General features: G+C 72.5%; 25 protein-coding genes. All 25 read right to left on the minus strand.

What is annotated here, in order from left to right:
- Window positions 1-97 precede the first annotated feature (97 nt).
- Window positions 98-835: a hypothetical protein gene (locus tag J421_RS23150; protein ID WP_025413555.1), complete on the minus strand. Its 738-nt coding sequence runs from the start codon at window positions 833-835 to the stop codon at window positions 98-100.
- Window positions 836-870: 35 nt separating this feature from the next.
- On the minus strand, window positions 871-1,914 hold the full coding sequence (locus J421_RS23155; protein ID WP_025413556.1) for a structural protein: 1,044 nt from the start codon (window positions 1,912-1,914) through the stop codon (window positions 871-873).
- Complete coding sequence (locus J421_RS23160) at window positions 1,911-2,144, minus strand: hypothetical protein (protein WP_148306502.1); 234 nt, start codon at window positions 2,142-2,144, stop codon at window positions 1,911-1,913. The genes J421_RS23155 and J421_RS23160 overlap by 4 nt, the downstream gene beginning before the upstream one ends.
- On the minus strand, window positions 2,137-2,706 hold the full coding sequence (locus tag J421_RS23165) for a hypothetical protein (RefSeq protein WP_025413558.1): 570 nt from the start codon (window positions 2,704-2,706) through the stop codon (window positions 2,137-2,139). Before J421_RS23165 ends, J421_RS23160 begins: the two co-directional genes overlap by 8 nt.
- Window positions 2,703-4,349, minus strand: coding sequence for a DUF4055 domain-containing protein (locus tag J421_RS23170; RefSeq protein WP_025413559.1), 1,647 nt, complete (start codon window positions 4,347-4,349; stop codon window positions 2,703-2,705). The genes J421_RS23165 and J421_RS23170 overlap by 4 nt, the downstream gene beginning before the upstream one ends.
- Before the next feature lie 18 nt (window positions 4,350-4,367).
- Window positions 4,368-4,562 carry a hypothetical protein gene (locus J421_RS23175; RefSeq protein WP_025413560.1) on the minus strand — a complete coding sequence of 65 codons (195 nt, stop codon included), beginning with the start codon at window positions 4,560-4,562 and terminating at the stop codon, window positions 4,368-4,370.
- A gap of 2 nt (window positions 4,563-4,564) precedes the next feature.
- On the minus strand, window positions 4,565-4,867 hold the full coding sequence (locus J421_RS23180) for a hypothetical protein (protein ID WP_025413561.1): 303 nt from the start codon (window positions 4,865-4,867) through the stop codon (window positions 4,565-4,567).
- A gap of 17 nt (window positions 4,868-4,884) precedes the next feature.
- Window positions 4,885-6,465 carry a terminase large subunit gene (locus tag J421_RS23185; RefSeq protein ID WP_148306503.1) on the minus strand — a complete coding sequence of 527 codons (1,581 nt, stop codon included), beginning with the start codon at window positions 6,463-6,465 and terminating at the stop codon, window positions 4,885-4,887.
- Window positions 6,446-6,919 (minus strand): terminase small subunit, encoded by a 474-nt coding sequence (locus J421_RS34520; protein ID WP_158508882.1) that lies wholly within the window; start codon window positions 6,917-6,919, stop codon window positions 6,446-6,448. Before J421_RS34520 ends, J421_RS23185 begins: the two co-directional genes overlap by 20 nt.
- On the minus strand, window positions 6,828-7,193 hold the full coding sequence (locus J421_RS34525; protein ID WP_312845249.1) for a terminase small subunit: 366 nt from the start codon (window positions 7,191-7,193) through the stop codon (window positions 6,828-6,830). The genes J421_RS34520 and J421_RS34525 overlap by 92 nt, the downstream gene beginning before the upstream one ends.
- The gene (locus J421_RS33390; protein ID WP_025413563.1) at window positions 7,190-7,510 is read right to left on the minus strand and encodes a helix-turn-helix domain-containing protein; all 321 of its coding nucleotides are present in this window, start codon (window positions 7,508-7,510) and stop codon (window positions 7,190-7,192) included. Before J421_RS33390 ends, J421_RS34525 begins: the two co-directional genes overlap by 4 nt.
- Window positions 7,511-7,616: 106 nt before the next feature.
- Window positions 7,617-7,907 carry a LuxR C-terminal-related transcriptional regulator gene (locus J421_RS23200; RefSeq protein ID WP_025413564.1) on the minus strand — a complete coding sequence of 97 codons (291 nt, stop codon included), beginning with the start codon at window positions 7,905-7,907 and terminating at the stop codon, window positions 7,617-7,619.
- A 155-nt stretch (window positions 7,908-8,062) separates the two neighbouring features.
- Complete coding sequence (locus J421_RS34070) at window positions 8,063-8,359, minus strand: hypothetical protein (protein ID WP_025413565.1); 297 nt, start codon at window positions 8,357-8,359, stop codon at window positions 8,063-8,065.
- Complete coding sequence (locus J421_RS23210; protein WP_148306505.1) at window positions 8,356-8,949, minus strand: hypothetical protein; 594 nt, start codon at window positions 8,947-8,949, stop codon at window positions 8,356-8,358. Before J421_RS23210 ends, J421_RS34070 begins: the two co-directional genes overlap by 4 nt.
- Before the next feature lie 184 nt (window positions 8,950-9,133).
- Window positions 9,134-10,543 carry a DNA primase family protein gene (locus J421_RS23215; protein WP_025413567.1) on the minus strand — a complete coding sequence of 470 codons (1,410 nt, stop codon included), beginning with the start codon at window positions 10,541-10,543 and terminating at the stop codon, window positions 9,134-9,136.
- Window positions 10,540-11,025: a hypothetical protein gene (locus tag J421_RS23220; protein WP_025413568.1), complete on the minus strand. Its 486-nt coding sequence runs from the start codon at window positions 11,023-11,025 to the stop codon at window positions 10,540-10,542. The genes J421_RS23215 and J421_RS23220 overlap by 4 nt, the downstream gene beginning before the upstream one ends.
- The gene (locus J421_RS23225) at window positions 11,022-11,228 is read right to left on the minus strand and encodes a hypothetical protein (protein WP_025413569.1); all 207 of its coding nucleotides are present in this window, start codon (window positions 11,226-11,228) and stop codon (window positions 11,022-11,024) included. The genes J421_RS23220 and J421_RS23225 overlap by 4 nt, the downstream gene beginning before the upstream one ends.
- Before the next feature lie 58 nt (window positions 11,229-11,286).
- Window positions 11,287-11,517, minus strand: coding sequence for a hypothetical protein (locus tag J421_RS32265; RefSeq protein WP_148306506.1), 231 nt, complete (start codon window positions 11,515-11,517; stop codon window positions 11,287-11,289).
- Window positions 11,510-11,836, minus strand: a complete 327-nt coding sequence (locus J421_RS23230; protein WP_148306507.1) for a hypothetical protein — start codon at window positions 11,834-11,836, stop codon at window positions 11,510-11,512. The genes J421_RS32265 and J421_RS23230 overlap by 8 nt, the downstream gene beginning before the upstream one ends.
- Window positions 11,833-12,048 (minus strand): hypothetical protein, encoded by a 216-nt coding sequence (locus J421_RS23235; protein ID WP_025413571.1) that lies wholly within the window; start codon window positions 12,046-12,048, stop codon window positions 11,833-11,835. Before J421_RS23235 ends, J421_RS23230 begins: the two co-directional genes overlap by 4 nt.
- A gap of 235 nt (window positions 12,049-12,283) precedes the next feature.
- Window positions 12,284-12,700, minus strand: a complete 417-nt coding sequence (locus J421_RS32270; protein ID WP_148306508.1) for a hypothetical protein — start codon at window positions 12,698-12,700, stop codon at window positions 12,284-12,286.
- The gene (locus tag J421_RS23240) at window positions 12,697-14,247 is read right to left on the minus strand and encodes a hypothetical protein (protein ID WP_148306509.1); all 1,551 of its coding nucleotides are present in this window, start codon (window positions 14,245-14,247) and stop codon (window positions 12,697-12,699) included. Before J421_RS23240 ends, J421_RS32270 begins: the two co-directional genes overlap by 4 nt.
- 3 nt (window positions 14,248-14,250) lie before the next feature.
- Window positions 14,251-14,631 carry a hypothetical protein gene (locus J421_RS23245; protein ID WP_025413510.1) on the minus strand — a complete coding sequence of 127 codons (381 nt, stop codon included), beginning with the start codon at window positions 14,629-14,631 and terminating at the stop codon, window positions 14,251-14,253.
- Window positions 14,631-16,436, minus strand: coding sequence for a helicase HerA domain-containing protein (locus J421_RS23250; RefSeq protein WP_025413511.1), 1,806 nt, complete (start codon window positions 16,434-16,436; stop codon window positions 14,631-14,633). Before J421_RS23250 ends, J421_RS23245 begins: the two co-directional genes overlap by 1 nt.
- Window positions 16,429-16,677: a hypothetical protein gene (locus J421_RS23255; RefSeq protein ID WP_025413512.1), complete on the minus strand. Its 249-nt coding sequence runs from the start codon at window positions 16,675-16,677 to the stop codon at window positions 16,429-16,431. The genes J421_RS23250 and J421_RS23255 overlap by 8 nt, the downstream gene beginning before the upstream one ends.
- Window position 16,678: the final 1 nt, after the last annotated feature.

Here is a 16,678-nt window from a genome sequence, read left to right on the forward strand (position 1 = left end):
GGCACCGCCTCATGGGGTGGGGGCACGGCCCCCGTGCTGCCTTGCGGGCACCGCCCGCGTCATGCCGTCTGCTGTCGCGCTGTCGTACGACCGCGTGCTACTCGACGAGCTTCACCTGACCCCTCGCGATCGCGTCGAGATTCGCGCCGAACGCCGCGTTGTCGCCCACCTTGACCGTCTTGGCGTTCGCGTCGACGGTGCCGCGCGCCGCGTCGGCGGTCGCGCCGGTGCCGCTGGCTGCGCTGCCGGCGAAGAGCCCCGGGTACTGCGCGCGCAGGTCCTGCGCGACCCACTGCTCGACGGAGTAGACCGACTCGGTCCCGTCGGGCTGCAGAACGACCGGCTTCGTGCCGTCCTTGAGCTTCACCTGCTGCTTCGCGGCGAGCCGTGCGAGCTGCTTCGAGGCGGCGTCCTTCGGCTGCGCCTTGTCGATGGCCTCGTCGATGACGCGATCGAGCCGCTCGACCTCGAGCTCGGAGCGAAAGCGCGAGAGCTGCTCGGTGGCGGGCTTGAGCTCCTTCTCGCGCACCTCGGCGATGGCCGCGGCGATCGCCTTGTCGCGATCGGCGCCGCTCTCGAGGAGCGCGCGTACCTGCTCGACGGGCCGGTCGCCGATCACGTCGCGCAGCGGGCGGATCGAGTCCTCGAGCTGCTTCTTCTCGCGCAGCACGTCCGCCTTCGACCGCGAGACCGCGGAGAAGGTGGTGGACTTGTCGCCGTCGAGGATCGTGAGGTGAAGCTTCCCATCGGCACCGGAGACGTATTCCCCGCGGAGCGATTCGCGGAGGGCCTCGGGCAGGGAGTCGAGCGAGTCGATGACTGCGGGCAGCGGCATGAGATCACGATGGCGCGGTACGGCTGTGTGCGGCACTAGCCCAACGGGCTAGGTCTGGCGTTGCGGTCCTCGATGGCGCGCGCCGCGAGCTCCCCGCTCGGCCAGATGCGCGTCACGGCAGCGCAGCGGCAGTTGTAGTCGCCTTCGCCAACACGACGCCACACGCGGCCCGTGGCGGGGTCGCGGAACGGCTCGCCCTTCCGCACGGTGCGCCGGTGCATGCGGTGGTGCTGCGGGCGCTCGCGGCCGTCGAGCCGGGTCACCCACGTCGTGGTGATTCGATCGGCGGTCACGCGCCCGTCCGCGATCGCCTGGTCCCACACGCTGTCCTGCGCGAGACGCAGCGCATCGAGCGTCGCGGTGCGAGTCGCGGTCTCCGCGCGCCACGCGAGGAGGCGCCGCTGGTATGCGGCGACGCTCGTCTCGATCTGCTCGCGCGTGAGCGCCTTGCCGCCCTCCGCCGCACGCCGCAGCGGACCGTCGTAGCGCCGATCGCGCAGCGTGCGCGTGAGCGCCGTGCGGTCGGCGGTCTCCAGCTGGCGGCGGAAGCTCGCGACGAGCTGCACGTCATGCTCGCCGAGGCCGATGAGACTGCGCACCTGGCGAGCGGTCTCGCGCGGGTTCACGCCCGCCTCGATGCCGGCCGCGATCGCCGCGCGGAACCCCTCGCGCAGACTCTCGGTCATCGTGCGCAGCACCTCGGCGCGGTACGAGGCGAGCGTCGCCGACACTGCGGGGTGCAGCACGTCGAACGTGAAGCGGATCGCCGCACCGCCCGGGCGCGGCGACGGCACGGGTGGGAGGTCGCGTGCCCAGGCAGCACCGCCGGTCGAGAGCACGGCGCGCAGCGCGTCGCCGACGCCGTTGAGCGCCGCCACCGCGTGCGGCCCGCCGAACACCGCCTCGAGCGCCGCCTCCACGTCGCCGGTGGTGATCGCGCGCTCGATCGCCGAGAGCGTGGCGGCGTCGCGGATCTGGCGCACCGCGCGCAGCCAGGCGCGCGCGACGTCGGGCGTGAGCCGATCGGCGAGCGCTTCGAGGCGCGCGAGTGCGCGTTGGTCTGCGGTCGGCGCCGTCACGGATCGTCGGCGACCCGCCGATGCACGATGTGCAGCCCGACTATGCCGTCGTAGAGCTCCGGGATCGCACAGGGCTCCCAGCCCTTACCCTCACAGCGGTAGCAGTCGGCGCCGGCTTCGCCCTCGCACGCGGAACAGGCCTGCGAGACCGCCGGTCCGCACCAGCAGGTGAGCCCCTCGGTGTCGTGCGGCCGCACGTCGTCGAGCGGATAGGTGTGGACGTTAGGCACCTGCACCCCCCGGGGGGTCGACCCGATAGACCGCGGTCATGCTCACGACGCGCGGGTAGCGGTGCAGCCCCTGGAGCACGCCCCACCACGGGTCCAGCACGCGCCCGTCGCGCAGCAGCACAACAGCGTGCTGCCCGCTGCCGCGCGTGTTGATCACCTCGACGAGATGAAGGTCCGCCCACGGCGCACACGGCCACGACTCGCGCCGCGCTCCGTTCAGGCGGCTCAGGTAGTCGAAGCGGAGGCGCCACGCGAAGCCGTGGGCGTCGAGCACCTCCTGCCACTGGTAGCGGTGCGCGCCCTCGACGGTGAAGTCGTTGTGCGCGACGAAGTACTGCTTGGTCTCGAAGTACGTCTTGCCAATGATCATCGCGACGGCGGCGACGACGCAGCCGGAGTTCTCCGGCTGATACACGAACTTCACCGGTAGGTCCGTCGCCGTGCACGCGCAGGGCATCCGGTGGCGCTCTCCCGTGCCGCGATGGAGGATGAGGCGTGCCTTCTGATCGGCGCAGTCGGCGCACGCGATCGCGGCCGGCGCATCGGCGTTCAACGCGATCACGCCTCACTCCCAGCGTTCGGGTCGCCGTTGCCGTTCACCGCGGCCGCGTCGCGCACGGCCTGGTCCTGCGCGGCGAGCGTCAGCTCCTCCTCCTCGAGGTCGATCGACTCCGGCAGCACTCCGCCGCTCGCAAGCAGCTTCAGGAACGTGCCGCGCGTGAGCCCACCATCCTTCCGGATCGTGTTGAGCGCGGTGAGCGTCGGCGCATCGAGCTGCCGCACGTCGTACGTCGTCTGCACGCGCACGGGCAACGCCTCGACCGGCGCCGCCGCCGAGGACGCGAAGCGCGCCGAGAACCCGACGCCCTGATCAAGCATGTCCTGCAGCCCGAGCGCCGCCAGCGCGAGCGAGGCGTGCCCCGCCTGCGCGTCGTACGCGCGGCCGGTCGCCGTCTCGGGCGCCGTGTCGCGGCGCAGCAGGAAGTCGAGCGACAGCGTGGCCATCTCCACGCGCAGCCGCTCGAGCTCGACCTGGCTGGCGGCCATCGCGTCCGCCGGCGCCGCGACGTACTTCACGTCCCCATTTCGCGGCACGTCGATCGAGGTACCCGGGCCCACGGCGACCTGGGGGAACCGACCATCGTCGCCCGGCTCGCGGCCGACAAGCACGAGGATCGGCGCGAGGGAGAGCGCCATCGACCAACGGCGGTCGCTCGCCGTGCGGTAGTAGTCCGCGTTCGTGTCCGCGAGCGCGAGCAGCGGCGAGTCGGCGACGAAGGGCGCCGTATGCGGGCTGCCGTAGCCGACGGCGAACGGGATGACGCCGAACGAGCGGCCGGTGCCGTCGAGCACCCAGCCCGCCTCGCGTGCGACGAAGCGTACCGGCTCCGCCTCGCCGGGCCGCTCGACGCGGTCCCAGAGGACGTAGCGCACGCCGAGCGGTCGCTCGGCGTCGGTGCCCGCGGCGGGATCGTCCGTCCGCACGAGCAGGAGCTCGCGGAAGCGCCGCGTGGCCGTGACGCCGTACGCGCCGGCGTTCGTCTCGACACGCTCCTCGAGCACGAGCCGCGTGAGCGCGAGCCGCGTCCCGCCCTGCACGGGATCCACGGCGAGGCCGATGCGCCAGTTCAGGATCTGGTCGCGGCGGTAGGGCAGGAGCCGCGCGACGACGCGCGTGCTCGCGTCGGGCACCGTGCCGTCGAGCCGCGGCGGCACGTCGACGAGCAGCCCGGCCAGTCCGTCGGTGAGCATGTCGCGGAACACGCCGCGCGCGACCGTCGCGAGGTCGTGGCCCATGCCGTCGGCATCCTTCGCGAGCGCCTCGAGCGCGTCCGGCAGCGGCGCGGGTTCGGTGCTGCCCTCAGGGTCATCCCGCTTCGGACGCTGCGGCGGGACGAGCGCCGGCGGCGTGGAGAACACCATGCCGAGCGAGGCGATGAGCGCGCGCCCGGTGGCCGCGTACACGGAGCTGTACTTCGTGCGGGCCTTGTAGGTGTCCGAACTCTCGCCCTCCCACTTCGGGAGGTGGGTCGGACCTGCGCGGCGCACCGCGTCGGTGCCGGCGACGAAGTCGCGGACGCGACCGAGCTGCTCGCGCGCGTTCTCGAGCTCCTGCCGCGCGTAGTCGGGGCGCTGCTCGGGCGGCGCACTGCCCAGGATGTCGGCGGGGAGGGCGCCGTTAGGCGCGGCGGTCGTGGTAGCCATGGTGAACGACGGAGGGGATCAGAGGCGGCCGAACGCGAGCAGCATCGAACGCCGGCCGATGTAGAGGGCGAGGCCGGCGATCTCGTCGCCGCGTGGGCACGTGATGCCCCAGCGTGGCGACGTGAAGCGCGCGCGGGTGAGCGAGAGGCAGTGCGAGCGGGCGACGAGAATCCAGCCGGTCCACCCGTCGTGGCGGTGTGCGAGGAGGCGCATGGTCAGAGGGCGGTCTGGTCGGTGCGGGCGCCGTGCGCGACATTCGCGCGGCGCGCAGCCTGGCCGAACACGCTGTCCATGAAAGCGAACGGGTTGCCGGCAGCGCGCTGCGCGATCTCCTCCATGTCGGCGGCCCGGTGCGCGGCGTCGGCGACGGCGCGCTCGCGGCGCACGACGGCGGCGACGAACTGCGCGACGAGGCCGGAGAGCTCGCGGGCCTGCGTCGCGTCGGGGACGTTCGCGTTGACCCAGCGGGCGAGCGCGGCGTTCGTCTCGGCGACGGCCTCGTTGTGCGTGGTGGCCATGGTTTCGTTGGTGGTGATCAGCGGTAGGTGCCCGTGCCCCAGACGCCCACGGGCGCGGAGCGGCCGAGCCACGCGAGCATCTCGGAGACGAGCATGTCGCGGCCGTTCAGGTCGTAGCGCCCGTCCGCGCCGCGGCGCACCGCGAACGCGTCGCGCAGCGCGGCCTTCGACGGGTTGCCCGCGACACGCTCGACTGCGGCGGTCACGAGCTCGCGGCCGGCGTCGAGCATGAGCGGCTTCGACTCGGCCGTCGTCGCCCAGCCGATGCGGCCGGACTGCTCGCGCTGCGACTGGTCGTGCGCGACGCGATGGTAGATCGCGGCGAGCGGGTACTGGTGGTCGTCCACCAGGTGGCGCAGCACCGTGATGCCGTGCGCGTTCTTCTCGACGACGAGGAAGGCCGGCGTGCCGCCGACGGCGAGCCGACGGCCCCACGTGTTGAGCAGCGCCGCGAACTCGCGGGGCGTGATGTTCGGATCCTCGAAGGTCGCGCGCAGCTTCCACGTCGTGCGCGTGCGCGCCGTGAACGTGCTGCGGTCGCCGCCGGTGCCCTCCGCCGTGTCGGCGCCGATGATCACGCGCTCGTTCGTCGGCGCGTCGTAGAGCTGCAGCGCGCCATTCAGCTCGACCGAACGTGGCTCCGGCGCGGCGAGCATGAGCGCTTTGATCTGCTGCGCGTCGAAGAACATCCCGCCGACGGCGGCCCAGCAGCTCTCGGGATCCTCGGCGTACTCCTGGAGGAACAGCGTGCGCGTGAGCTCCGCGATCTTCGCGCGGCGCCACTTGAGCTGCTCAAGGTCCAAGCCGTGGGCCGTGAGGAGCAGCTGCTCCTCGTCGGTGAGCGCCCCGAGCTCGTCGTAGGCGAACAGCGGTAGGCGGTAGTTCGCGCGGTCGCAGAGCCACCACGGGTAGAACACGGCGCGGTAGCCGCGCGCGGCCGCCTCGCGCCAGAAGTTGTGCGCGGGGCTGTCGAAGCCCGAGGCGGTCGTCTCGAGGACGACGATCGAGCCCTGCGGCACGAGTGCCGGCGTGACGCTGCCTAACAACGCGACCGGGTCGCCCCAGAAGGCGAACTCGGAGCCGTGGAAGCGCTTGATCGTGAGCCCGCGGCCCGTGCGCTTCGATCCGGCGGTGCCGGTGTAGAGCCGCGCGTCGCGCCCGGGGAAGCTCACCTCGGTCGTACCCTTCTCGCCGAGGCGCGGCAGGAGCGCCGGCGGGAAGTGCTCGATCGCGCGCGTCGTGATGCCGAAGAGCTTCTCGGTGTCTTCCTTCGTGTGCGCGAGCGTGAGCGCGTCGAACCCGCGCTCGCTCCAGATCTGGTGCAGCGCGCGCCCCTGCTGGTCCGTCGACACGCCACCCTGCCGGGCCTTCAGGACCATGATGCGGGCCTGGCCCTTTGTGGTGAGCTCCTCGCGCTCGACGTCGCCGATCGCGCGCTGCACGTCGTTCAGCACGAACGGCAGGATCCGTCCGTGCTTGTCGCGGATGCGGTAGCAGCGCCGCGCCCACTCCGCGTAGTCGACGCGGAGCCGGTCGACGAACGCGATCGCGCGCGCGCGCCGCGCCGGCGGGGCTGACTTACTCGCCGTCGCCAGCATCGCCCGCACTCTCGCGCTCCGCCTCGTCGAGCAGGTCCTCGATCGTCTTGTCGCGCGTCTCCACGCGCTCGACGAGCATGCCGAGGTGCTTCGCGACGTTGAGCAGCGCGCCGTCCTGGTCGCGCATCCGCACGTCGACGCCGTGCTGCGTCTCCTTCACGCCGGCGTACAGGCGGAGCGCCGCCGGCGACAGCCGCCGCGTGTCCTTCACGAGCACGCGCGCGACGCCGTCGCCCCAGCAGCGCTGGCACTTCGGATTCGGGTCGCGCCGCGGGTCGTACCCGATGCCACCCTGCTCGTCGAAGGCCGGGAACGCGTCGGCCGCGCGCTTCTTCTTCCGCTCCCAGGCGGCGCGCTCGAGGTCATACTTCGCGCGATCGCGCTGCAGCTCCACGGCGGTGCGCTGGTACATCCCGCCGCGGCCGTGGCAGTAGCGGCACGAGCGGCGCTGCAACCTCCACCAGCTCGTTCGGGTTCGCATTCGCGAGGTCCCACCAGCGCTGGAGGACGTCGTCCGCCTCGATCTGCGTGCGGAGCGAGCGGGCCGCCTTCGCTTCCCGGATCGCCGCGGCGATCTGCGGTTTCTGGAGGTTCTCGTAGCCGATGTTGGCCGCCACGCGCGCCGAGTAGCCGGCCCGAATCGCCGCCTGCGTCGCGTTCAGGTCGACGATGAACTCCTCGACGAAGCGCTGCTGCTTGGGCGTCAGCGCGGGCGCATCGGACGTCACGACGCCAGCTGCAGCGGAGCCGCGGAGCCGTGCAGCGCGCGGTCGGCCGCGCGGTCCGCCTCGAGCATCCGGGCGAGGCGGCCGAGCCGGGGCCCTTCCCATGCGCAGCGGCTCGCGACCGCCTGGGCGAGCTGCTCGACGCGCGCGCGGCAGATGCCGAGCAGCGCCGCGGCCTCACGCTTCGAGTAGCCGGCGACCAGGAGCTCGGCGACCGCGCGCTCCCGGGGCGTCAGGGAACGCGAGGGCCGGCGAGCGGCAGGGCGCGCGGCCAGCGGCCGGGGAGTGCAGCGACGGAACGTGACGCGGTTCTCGGGCACCTTGCCACGAAACCCGATTGTAGCCGGCCCGACCATTGGCACATGCGGCTAGCCACATGTGTCTAGACACATGTGCCGAGAACCCGCCAGTCCGCAGAGGGCAGCGTTAGGCCGCGTGGTCCTGTGAGACGGGGAGCTCCCGGTCGCGCGGCGCCACCGACTCCGCCAGCCGCCGCATCGCGTACAGGACGACACGGTCCTTCGTCCCCGCGTTCGGGGCCCAGTCGTCGGGCAGCTGCGCCGCGATGTCCTCGACGTGCTGGCGCACCGTGCGCTTCGACACCCCCAGCGCGTGCGCGATCTGCTTGTAGCCCGGCGCCTCGGCGAGGAGGGCGAGGACACGGGCCTGGGCGGGCGTCAGCGGCCGCCGGAGCTCCACGACGGCGCGCATCGGCATCTCAGCCCTGCGCTCCTCGGGACTCGCTCATCGTGTCGTACACGTTGCGCATCGGCGTCGGCTACGGATCGGGGTGTGGCGCCGCGCGCTGGCGGTCTCGTTCGACCACCGAGCGCGCGGGCCCATCTCAACAGACGACCTGGGCTACTACCCCGTCACCGCTGCTGCAGCGCGCGGAACGCGCTGTCTCGCGACTCCAGCAGCTTCCGCAGCGCCACCGTGCGCTCCGCGGTGCGCGGCAGCGTGTTCACGATCAACTGGGCGTTCTCGAAGTAGACGCGGCCCACCGCCCGGAGCTGCGGCGGCAGCGTCTCGTACACGAAGAACCCGACGATCGGCTCGACCTGCGTGCCGCCCGCCTGGTCGCCCTGCTGCACGTTGCTCCCGGCCCAGGTGTTCGCCTGGGCGTTGTTGTCGGTTCCGCTGATGATGGTCGCCGGGCTGTCGGTCATGGTGCCTCTCCAATGGGAGTAAGGGTGAGACGGATCGACGCAGGTTCTTTCCGTGTCACGCGCTGCGTCGGGAACGCCCCCCACCGCACGCAGGTTCGGCGGTCGCTCGCGAGGTAGCAGCGTGCGACCAGCCAGTCGATTAGCCACTTGTGACGGCTCACCGCGCCGTCGTCGTCCCCCGCGCCGCCGAGCACCATGGCCGACGTGAGAAGCGCCCGCCGCATCGGCGTCGCCGGCGGGTCGGGCACGCGCCACGGTGCGGGCGGCGCGTGGCCGATCATTGCGAGCGTGTCGAGCTGCTCGAGGTACGTGCGCCGCTCGCGGTCGATCGCGCTCCAGTGCCGCGAGCTGCCATGCGCACGGTTCGCGACGATCGGCGGCACCGGCACGACCAGCTCGAGCGGCGCTGTTACGCCGCTGTTCTCTCGCGCCGCGTGGCCCGCAAACGACGCGGTAACACGAGACGGCGTCTCAGGTTTTCTGAGGTCCGATCGGGCCGCAGCGGGACGTTGGCGCGGCGCGCGGCCCTGTTTCGCGAGCTCGGCACGCGCGCGATCGCGCAGGTGCGCCGGCAGGTCGGAGAGGCGCATCAGGTGCGCGCTCCCGCCACGTCCCCTCCCTCTCTGATAGTCTCTCTTCTTTCTGGGAGACTAGGGACGGTTGGGAGGGTGGAATAGATAAAGTGCGTGCGCGTGCGCGCATGACACAAAATGCCCGGGAGAGCCTCCCAACTGTAGCAACTCCCCCAGACCGTCCCGCCACGCGCAGAGCACCTCACGGCGCCGGCTCCCACCGCGCGGCCGGCGCATCCTGCGATGCTAACCGTACGCCACGACGCCACACAAGGCGCTGGGCGCCGGTGCCGCGGAGCTCCTTGGTGATGCCGCGCTCCTCGAGGCGGCGGCCGAACAGGGTCTGCGACATCACGTACTCGCCGCCGTTCTCCGCCCACTTCTTGTACGACGCGTAGAGACTCGACGCCGCGTCGGCGGCGCCGTCCTCGCGCACGCAGCACTCGGCGATCCACGCGCCTAACACGTCGCTCTCCGCGCGATAGCTCGCGGTCGCGAGCAGCACGCGCTCCGGCGGCTGCAGCCGCCCGCGCCGCCAGGCCAGGCACCCGTCGAGCGCCCACCCCAGGATGCCGGGGAGTTCGCCCTGCAGCTTCGCATCGAGCTCGTGATCCTGCTCCTCGGGCGGGATCGTCACCTCGAACGGCACGAGCCGCACGCGCCGCCAGATGCCGTCGTCGGTCCCGCGCACCACCGGCTTGTGGTTCGCCGCGAGCCACAGCTTGAAGGTCGGCTTGAACTCGAACGCCTCGCTGTACAGGTAGCGCGCGCTCACGACGTCGTCGCCGGTCACGCTCTTGATCAGCCCCTCGGCGAGACGCTGCCCCTCGTTCGCTTCGCTCGCCGTCACCACGCGCGCGCCGAGCAGCCGCGCGACGTCGTTGCGTGGGCCCGAGTCGCGGCCGCGGTCGAGGAACGTCGCGAAGTCGGCCGCCACCGCGGCGTCGCCGACGAGCCACCGCAGCACCTGGAGGAACTTCGACTTCCCGTTCGACCCGGTGCCGTGCATGAGGAACATGCACTGCTCGCGCGTGTGGCCGGTGAGCGAGTAGCCGATCGCGCGCTGCAGAAACCCGATCATGTCCTGGTCGCCGCCCATGATGCGCTCGAGGAACGCGAGCCACGTGGGGCATCGCGCGTCGGCCTCGAGGCGAATGTCGACGAGCTTCGTGATCCGGTCCTCGCGGGCGTGGGGCCGCAGGCGTCCGGTGCGCAGGTCGAGCGTGCCGTTCGCGAGGGTGAGCAGGTCCGGGTCAGCGTCGAAGTCGGTCGGTCGTGCGGGGATGCCCTCCTCGCACTGGGCGCGCTCGATCATCGCGCCGATGCGGCCGTTCGATTCGCTCGCGATCGCGTGCTTCGCGAGCAGCTCCGCCTCGTCGCGGGTCGCCGCGTCGCGCGCCTCCTCGAGGATCGCGCGCACGGTCTCCTTCGCCAGCTGGTGGATGCGCTGCGTGTCGTCGACGGCCCACCGTCGGCCGTCCCAGACGAGCCACCGCTTCCACGCCGGCACGTAGTGGAGGTCGGCCCCGTGCCGCGCGACGAGCCGCTCGGCGTTGCCGAGGTCCGTCGGGTTGAAGGTCGCGACATCCGAGAGGACAGCTACGGCGTTCATGCGACGCTCCGCGTGGGGCGCGGCTCGCTCTCGGCGGGTCGCGCGAGCACGTAGTCCACGATGCGCAGGCGCCGGCGCGGCGGGCGCTTCGCGCGCGCGCGCAGCTCCGTGATCGTACGGCGGCCGTCGAACACGACGGCGATCGGCACGCGCGCGAGCTGCTCGACGAGGTCGCGCACCTCGTGCAGTGCGACGCGCTCCGAGAGCGGCTCACGGATCGCGGCCGGCACGGGCGGGCGGCGCGCGAACTCCACGAGCGCGAGAAAATCGAGCGGCCGCAGCTTGAACAGTCCCTCCCAGCCGTGCAGCGTCACGCGCTCGGGGAAGAAGGCGAGCAGCGCCGCCACATGCTGGGGCGCGCCGCGCGGGAAGACGCGCAGCAGGTCCTCATCCGCGAGCTGCGCAGCGGCCCACGGGTCGCGCAGCAGCGCGGCGAGCGTGCCGAACGCTTGCCCCGCGCGGAGCGTGCGTGGTCGGCTCATGGCGCGAGCTCCGCCCGGTCGGCGAGCTGCACGAGCAGCCGCGCCGCGGTGTCGAGGTGGGCGTCGCGGATCTCGGTCGGCTCGCCGGTGCGGCTCTTCCGCGCGAGCGCGGTGAGCATGCGCGCGTAGAGGCGCGCCTGGTCCTCGAGCGAGATGCTCTGCGCCTCGTGCGCCACGGGGCGAATCGGGATCGGGCGGCTCATGGTCGACCTCCGTGTGAGACACCCACCCCGCATCGCAAGGCAAGTCGCGTCGCGCAGCTCATGGTGTCGGCGACTCCGGCGCCTCGGCCTTCTGATCCGTAGTCAGATGCGCGGTCGGCTCATCGCGTCGGCGCGGCGACGCGTGGCCGAGCGGCCGGGCGGGCCGCGACGGGGCCGACGCGTCGGCGCGGTCAGCGGGGACGCGCTGCTGGAAGCCCTCGGAGCGCCCGAAGCGGCACGAGCACAGATCGGGACGCTTGTGGCACGTCGGGCAGAGCGCGTTAGGCATCGAGCGCCCTCGCGTCGACATACCAGCCCCCCGCGTCCTCGCGCGCCGTGAGCAGGTCGCGGAAGCCGTCCACCGCCAGGCGCACCGTCGCGTGCGAGCTCGCGAACGTGTGGCCGTCCACCTCCAGGGAGAGCTCACCCATCTGGAGGTGCGCGTGGCCGCGGACGCGTCGGCGCACGATGCGGCCGCTCGGCAGGATTACCCGGACCGAGTCGCCGGTCTTCGGCGCCGTCCGCAGGCGCTCGAGCTCCGCCGCGATCGCCGTCAGCGGCGGCAAGCCACCGTCGCGCCGCGGGCGCGGCTGACGCCGGGGGCTCATGCCGCACCTCGATCGGTGGGCTGCCGCGGGATTGACCCGCCGCAGTCGAGACAGCGACCGACGAACGCGCCGTCCCGGTAGCCCCACGACTCGCGCGTCGGCGCGACGCAGCGGCACTCCGCCGGCCCCCACCCCACGTGTTCCGCCCACCACCGGCGGAGCGCCACGAGCGCGCGCGCCCAGCGCGTCGCCGGCGCCGGCACGGCCGGCATCGACGTCGGGACGCGCGACAGACTATGTTCGCGCCGTGACGCTCCAGCGCCCCGATCGGCGAACGCCGCGAACGCGTGTTCGCTGGTTACGCGTTGGTTACGGCGGAGGGAACACGATTCGGCCGGTGTACGGCCTTCCGTGTTCGACCCCGCGAGCGCCGCTCTCTGGGGCGCGTTCGCAACGTTCGCGAACCTCTGTTCGCGGTCGAGTTTACCAGAGAATCGGATCCCACCGCTACGCCCGAAGCGCATCGTCGGCTAACTCCTCGTGAGACAGTGACTTAGCGCCACGGTCCACGCCGGCACGTTCGCCGATCGCGGCCGTGGTTACGGATTGGTTACGTGTTCGCGCTGCTACGTCGTCGGCGGCGCGCGACGTTCCCTCGCGAACGTCTGCCGCCGCAGTCCGGAGGAGCTCCGTCTGGCGCAGCCACGCGTGACCGAGGGTGGTGAGGCGATACCGGTAGTCGTCGCCCTTCGCGACGAGTCCGCGTTTCACGAGTACTGGCGCGTTCAGCTTTCCGGGCCAGCCGAGGCGGCTGTGGTGCACGGCTTCGCCGGCGGCGATGCGCCGGAGGGTGGTCGCTTGGTCGGCGGTGAGTCCGTACTCTCCGACGTCACGCGGCGGGCGAGCGTAGCCGAGTCGTCTCATGCGTCGGTCTCCGCGTTAGGCAGTTCGTTAGGCGGTTCATCCTCGCCGCGGATCGCGGCGCGCGCTGCGCGCGCCGCGCGCCGGTGCGTCTCCCGCTCCCGCTCGCGGTAGATGTCACGCGGCGTCTGCTCGTTCGACCACCCGCCGAGGTGCATCAGCGCGCCGGCCGACACCTCGAGGTCGTCCGCCGCGTCCGTCGCGGCGCGCCGCATCCCGTACCACGCGAGCCCCGGCTGCTCGCGTACACCGGCGAGCTCGCGCGCGCGGTGGAACAGCGTGTTCATCGTGCGCTCGTTCAGGGGTGTGAGGCGCCGCTTCTCCACCCACGCCGCGCTCTGCACGCGCTGCTTCCCGTAGCCCGTCGGCGCTGTTGGGATGAGCGGCGCCGCTGGCGCGTCCGCCTTCGCGCCGGCGCGGGGCCCGGCGGCCGCGGGGTCGCGCTGCGCGAGTCGGCCGGCCGGCACGAGCACGTAGTCGGGCGGGTCGCGATCCTCGGCGAGCGCCGCCTGGTACTCACGCTCGAGCGCGCGCAGGTAGCCCGTCTCGGGATGCAGCGCCGCCTCCACCGCGGCGCGCTGGCCGCGCGTGAAGTAGACCGTCACACCGCCCTTCTTTCCGCGCCCCTTCACGACCACGCTGCCGTAGTCCACGGCGTCGTCCTGGCCGAGCGGGGGCAGGGGATCGGGGAGCGGCGGCAGCGTGAGCTGCGAGCGCCGAACGCGCAGCACCTGGACGGGCCGGAGCTCGGCGCCGATCGCCATGGCGAGCGCGAGGCGCGGGTCCACCTCCGACGCCTTCGCGAGCAGCGCGCGGTACTCCCCGAGCTGGTAGCGCGGCCGCTGCACCTCGGGCAGATCGCCACCGCCGTAGAGCTCCGCGTAGTCCCGGCGCAGCTTCTCCTTCCACTTCCGCGGCGGCACCGCCTGGTCCTCGCCGAGGAGCGCGCTGCCGTCGGGCGCCTGCATCTCGCGCAGCTCGTCGAGCAGCCGAAGCGTGCGCTCGATCGTCGTCATGGCGCCCGCGTACCCCACGCCGCCGTCGGCGCGGATCGCGGCCATGCGCGCGCGCCAGAGCCGCACGAAGTCGTCGCGGCGCACGTGCGCGAGCGGCGTGTCAGGGCCCCACACGGCCATCGCTTGCGTCGCCGCGGCGATGACGCCCTTGTTGTAGCGCGTCGGCGCGTGATAGCGCCCGCGCTCAGCGTCCTGCACGGCGTGGATGCCGTCGGCGACGGTGAGGAGCTTCGGCGGGGCTGCTGAGGGTTCGCGCCTAGCCGGCGCCGGAGCGTGGCCGCTGTTCACCGCGTATTGGAGCTCGGCCGCGCGCATGGCATCCTCGAGCACGGCGGCGCGCGCCTTCCCGGCGAGCGGCTTCCCCTTCGCGTCGACAAGCGTCAGCGCGAGTGCGCGGACGCGCCAGTTGGCCGCGGCAGCGTCGCGCCAACGCAGGTACAACGCGCCCGCGCGGCGGTCGAGCCGCTGCGACACCCGCACCTTGTGCTTGCCGCGACCGATCATCTCGAGGTCCTCCCAGACATCTGGGGACATCCGTTAGGCCTTAGTCTTCCGCCGCCGGCGGGGCGCATGCGCGGGTTGCTCTGCTGCGCGGGCCTTCCGCACCGCGTCGCGCGGGATTTCCCAGCCCCTCGCGGTGTGAATCGCGCCCGGCAGCTCGCCGGCGCGGCACCACCGCCGCACGGTCTGCGGAGTCGTGTTGTTGCGCGGGAGCACGGCGAACTCCTCCGGCGTCAGGCGCTCGGTGGCGCGGCTTGCTGCCGCGATGCGCTTGCGGAGCTCGCGCTCGCACGATTCCACGGCCTCCGCGACGGGATCGTGCGGCGCGCGCGCGCGGCGCATCTCGACCTCCTCACGCCACACATCAGGTAGCGTCGCGATCGGGCCGAGCAGCGAGGTGAACGTGGCGTCAGGCATCAGGCGAGTCCTCGGGGGAAGAGGAGTTCGGTGGCAATGACCTCGGAGCGCGAGACGTCGGCGAGGAGGCCTAACGTCCGCAGCTTCGACAGGTTGTTGCTGAACGAGCCGGTGTCGGCCTGGACGCCGAGCGCCTCGGCGATCTGCTGGCGCGTGATCGGCTTCGGGTACGCGCCGATCAGCTGCTCGAGCATCCGCTTCTGCGTGCCCGAGAGTGAATTGCTGGCGTCGATCCACAGCGAGTGGACGTCGTCGACGCTGACGACCGTCGGCAGTTCCGTGATGTGCGCGCGGCCGTCGGCGGTGAGCGCGATCGCGCCGCCCGGTGCGTCCTCGAGGAGCCCCGCGGTGCGGAGCGTCGAGAGGTTGTTCGAGAACGACCCCGTGGTGTGCGAGATCCCGCACACGCCGGCGACGGCCGCGCGCGACGTCGGCGTCTGTCCGAGCTGCTCGAACAGCGCGAGCGCGTTCAGGATCCGCTGCTGCGTGCCGGAGACGTGCACGCCATTGCCGCTCGCCGGCGCCGGCGAGCGTCTCACCGGCGGCGCGGAACGTGGCGCAGCCGCCGCCGACCGTGTCGGCCGCGCCGGAATGCGTCCCACCGCGGGCGGTGCCGCCGCGATGTGCGCGGGCACGTCGCCAGCGATCGCGTCGGCCGTGCGGCGCATCGCGTCCACCGCGGCCGTGGCCACGTCGGTGAGCCGCTCCGCTGTCGCGCGCAGGTCGACCGCGCGGCCGACGAGCAGCGTACGCAGCTCCTGCACGGCGGCCTCGAGCCCGCGCTTGTACTCGGCCTGCAGGGCTGCCGGATCCGGCGCCGCACCCCGCTGCTTCAGCTCGCGCTCGAGCTCCGTGATGCGCTTCCGCAGCTCGCGCGGGTCGTCGGCGCGCGCCTGCTCGATCGTGGTCGCGAGCTTCGCCTTCAGCGCCTCGAGGTCCACGTCGGCCGTGCGCGTGGGCGCCTTCACGCGCTCGCCGGCCTTCGGCGTGCGGCGTGAGTCGAACGTGCGCGCCGAGCGCACCTGCACCTGCTGGAACACGTCGAGCCACTCCGGAGACCAGAACCAGGCGGTGCCCTGCGGCAGCCGCCGTAGCGACGTGAGGAAGTCCTCCGCGCGCCCCTCCGCGTCGTGCTCGTCGATCCACGCCTCGAGCGCCTTCCGGTCCTGCGGCGCCACGGTGCGATGGCAGACGAGCAGCTCCACCTGCGTGAGCACGTCCTTGTTCACCGTGCTCGCGCGCTGATCGATCAGCGTGACGCCGAAGCCGGAGGCGCGGCCCTGGCGCACGAGCTTCTGGATCGCGCCGACCATCTGCGCGTCCTCGCCCATCACGCGCTGCGGGACGAACAGCGAGGCCTCGTCGAACACGCACATGAGCGGCGTCGCGCGTCCCTCCTGCCCCTTTCGGAAGTAGAGGCGGCGCGCGAAGTCGGTCACGAACCGCCGCATGTCGCGCTGGCTCTCGAAGTGGCGGAGCGAGCAGACGACCGACGCGTTCGACTCCACGACGAAGTCGGCGATCGTCGCGCCGTCGCCGGCGGCGAGCGGCAGGTCGCCGCGGCGGCCGCCGAGGATGACGACCGGGTAGCCGGGCGACTTCCCATCGGCGGAGCTCTTGAGGCCCCACCACACGTCGGTCGGGTCGATCACGGCGACCTGCTGGCCGTGCTCGAGCAGCTCCTCGACGATCACCGTGGCGGTGGTCGACTTCCCCGACCCGCGGATGCCGAGTACCGCCATGGTGCCCGTGACGGTGTCGAGCGGCAGCGCGAGGTTCGCCGCGACGCGAAGCGCGTTAGGCATGCGCCCTCCGCCGGAACCGCCGGCTCGGCGGCACCGCGCCCTTCAGGTGGCGCCACGTCTTGCCGCTGATCGCCATGCTCACGGTGCCGTGCGAGACGCGATAGAGCGCCGCGAACATCGTCACCAGCTCGCGCCCCCCTTGGCGCTGTCGCGCCCTGCGCATGACGCGCCGCATGCGGAGCACCTGCCACTCCGTGAGCCGGGCGGCAGGATGCTCCTCGCCCTCGAATCGGCCGGGCATG

It is taken from the genome of Gemmatirosa kalamazoonensis, from assembly GCF_000522985.1.
Taxonomy (GTDB): Bacteria; Gemmatimonadota; Gemmatimonadetes; order Gemmatimonadales; family Gemmatimonadaceae; genus Gemmatirosa; species Gemmatirosa kalamazoonensis.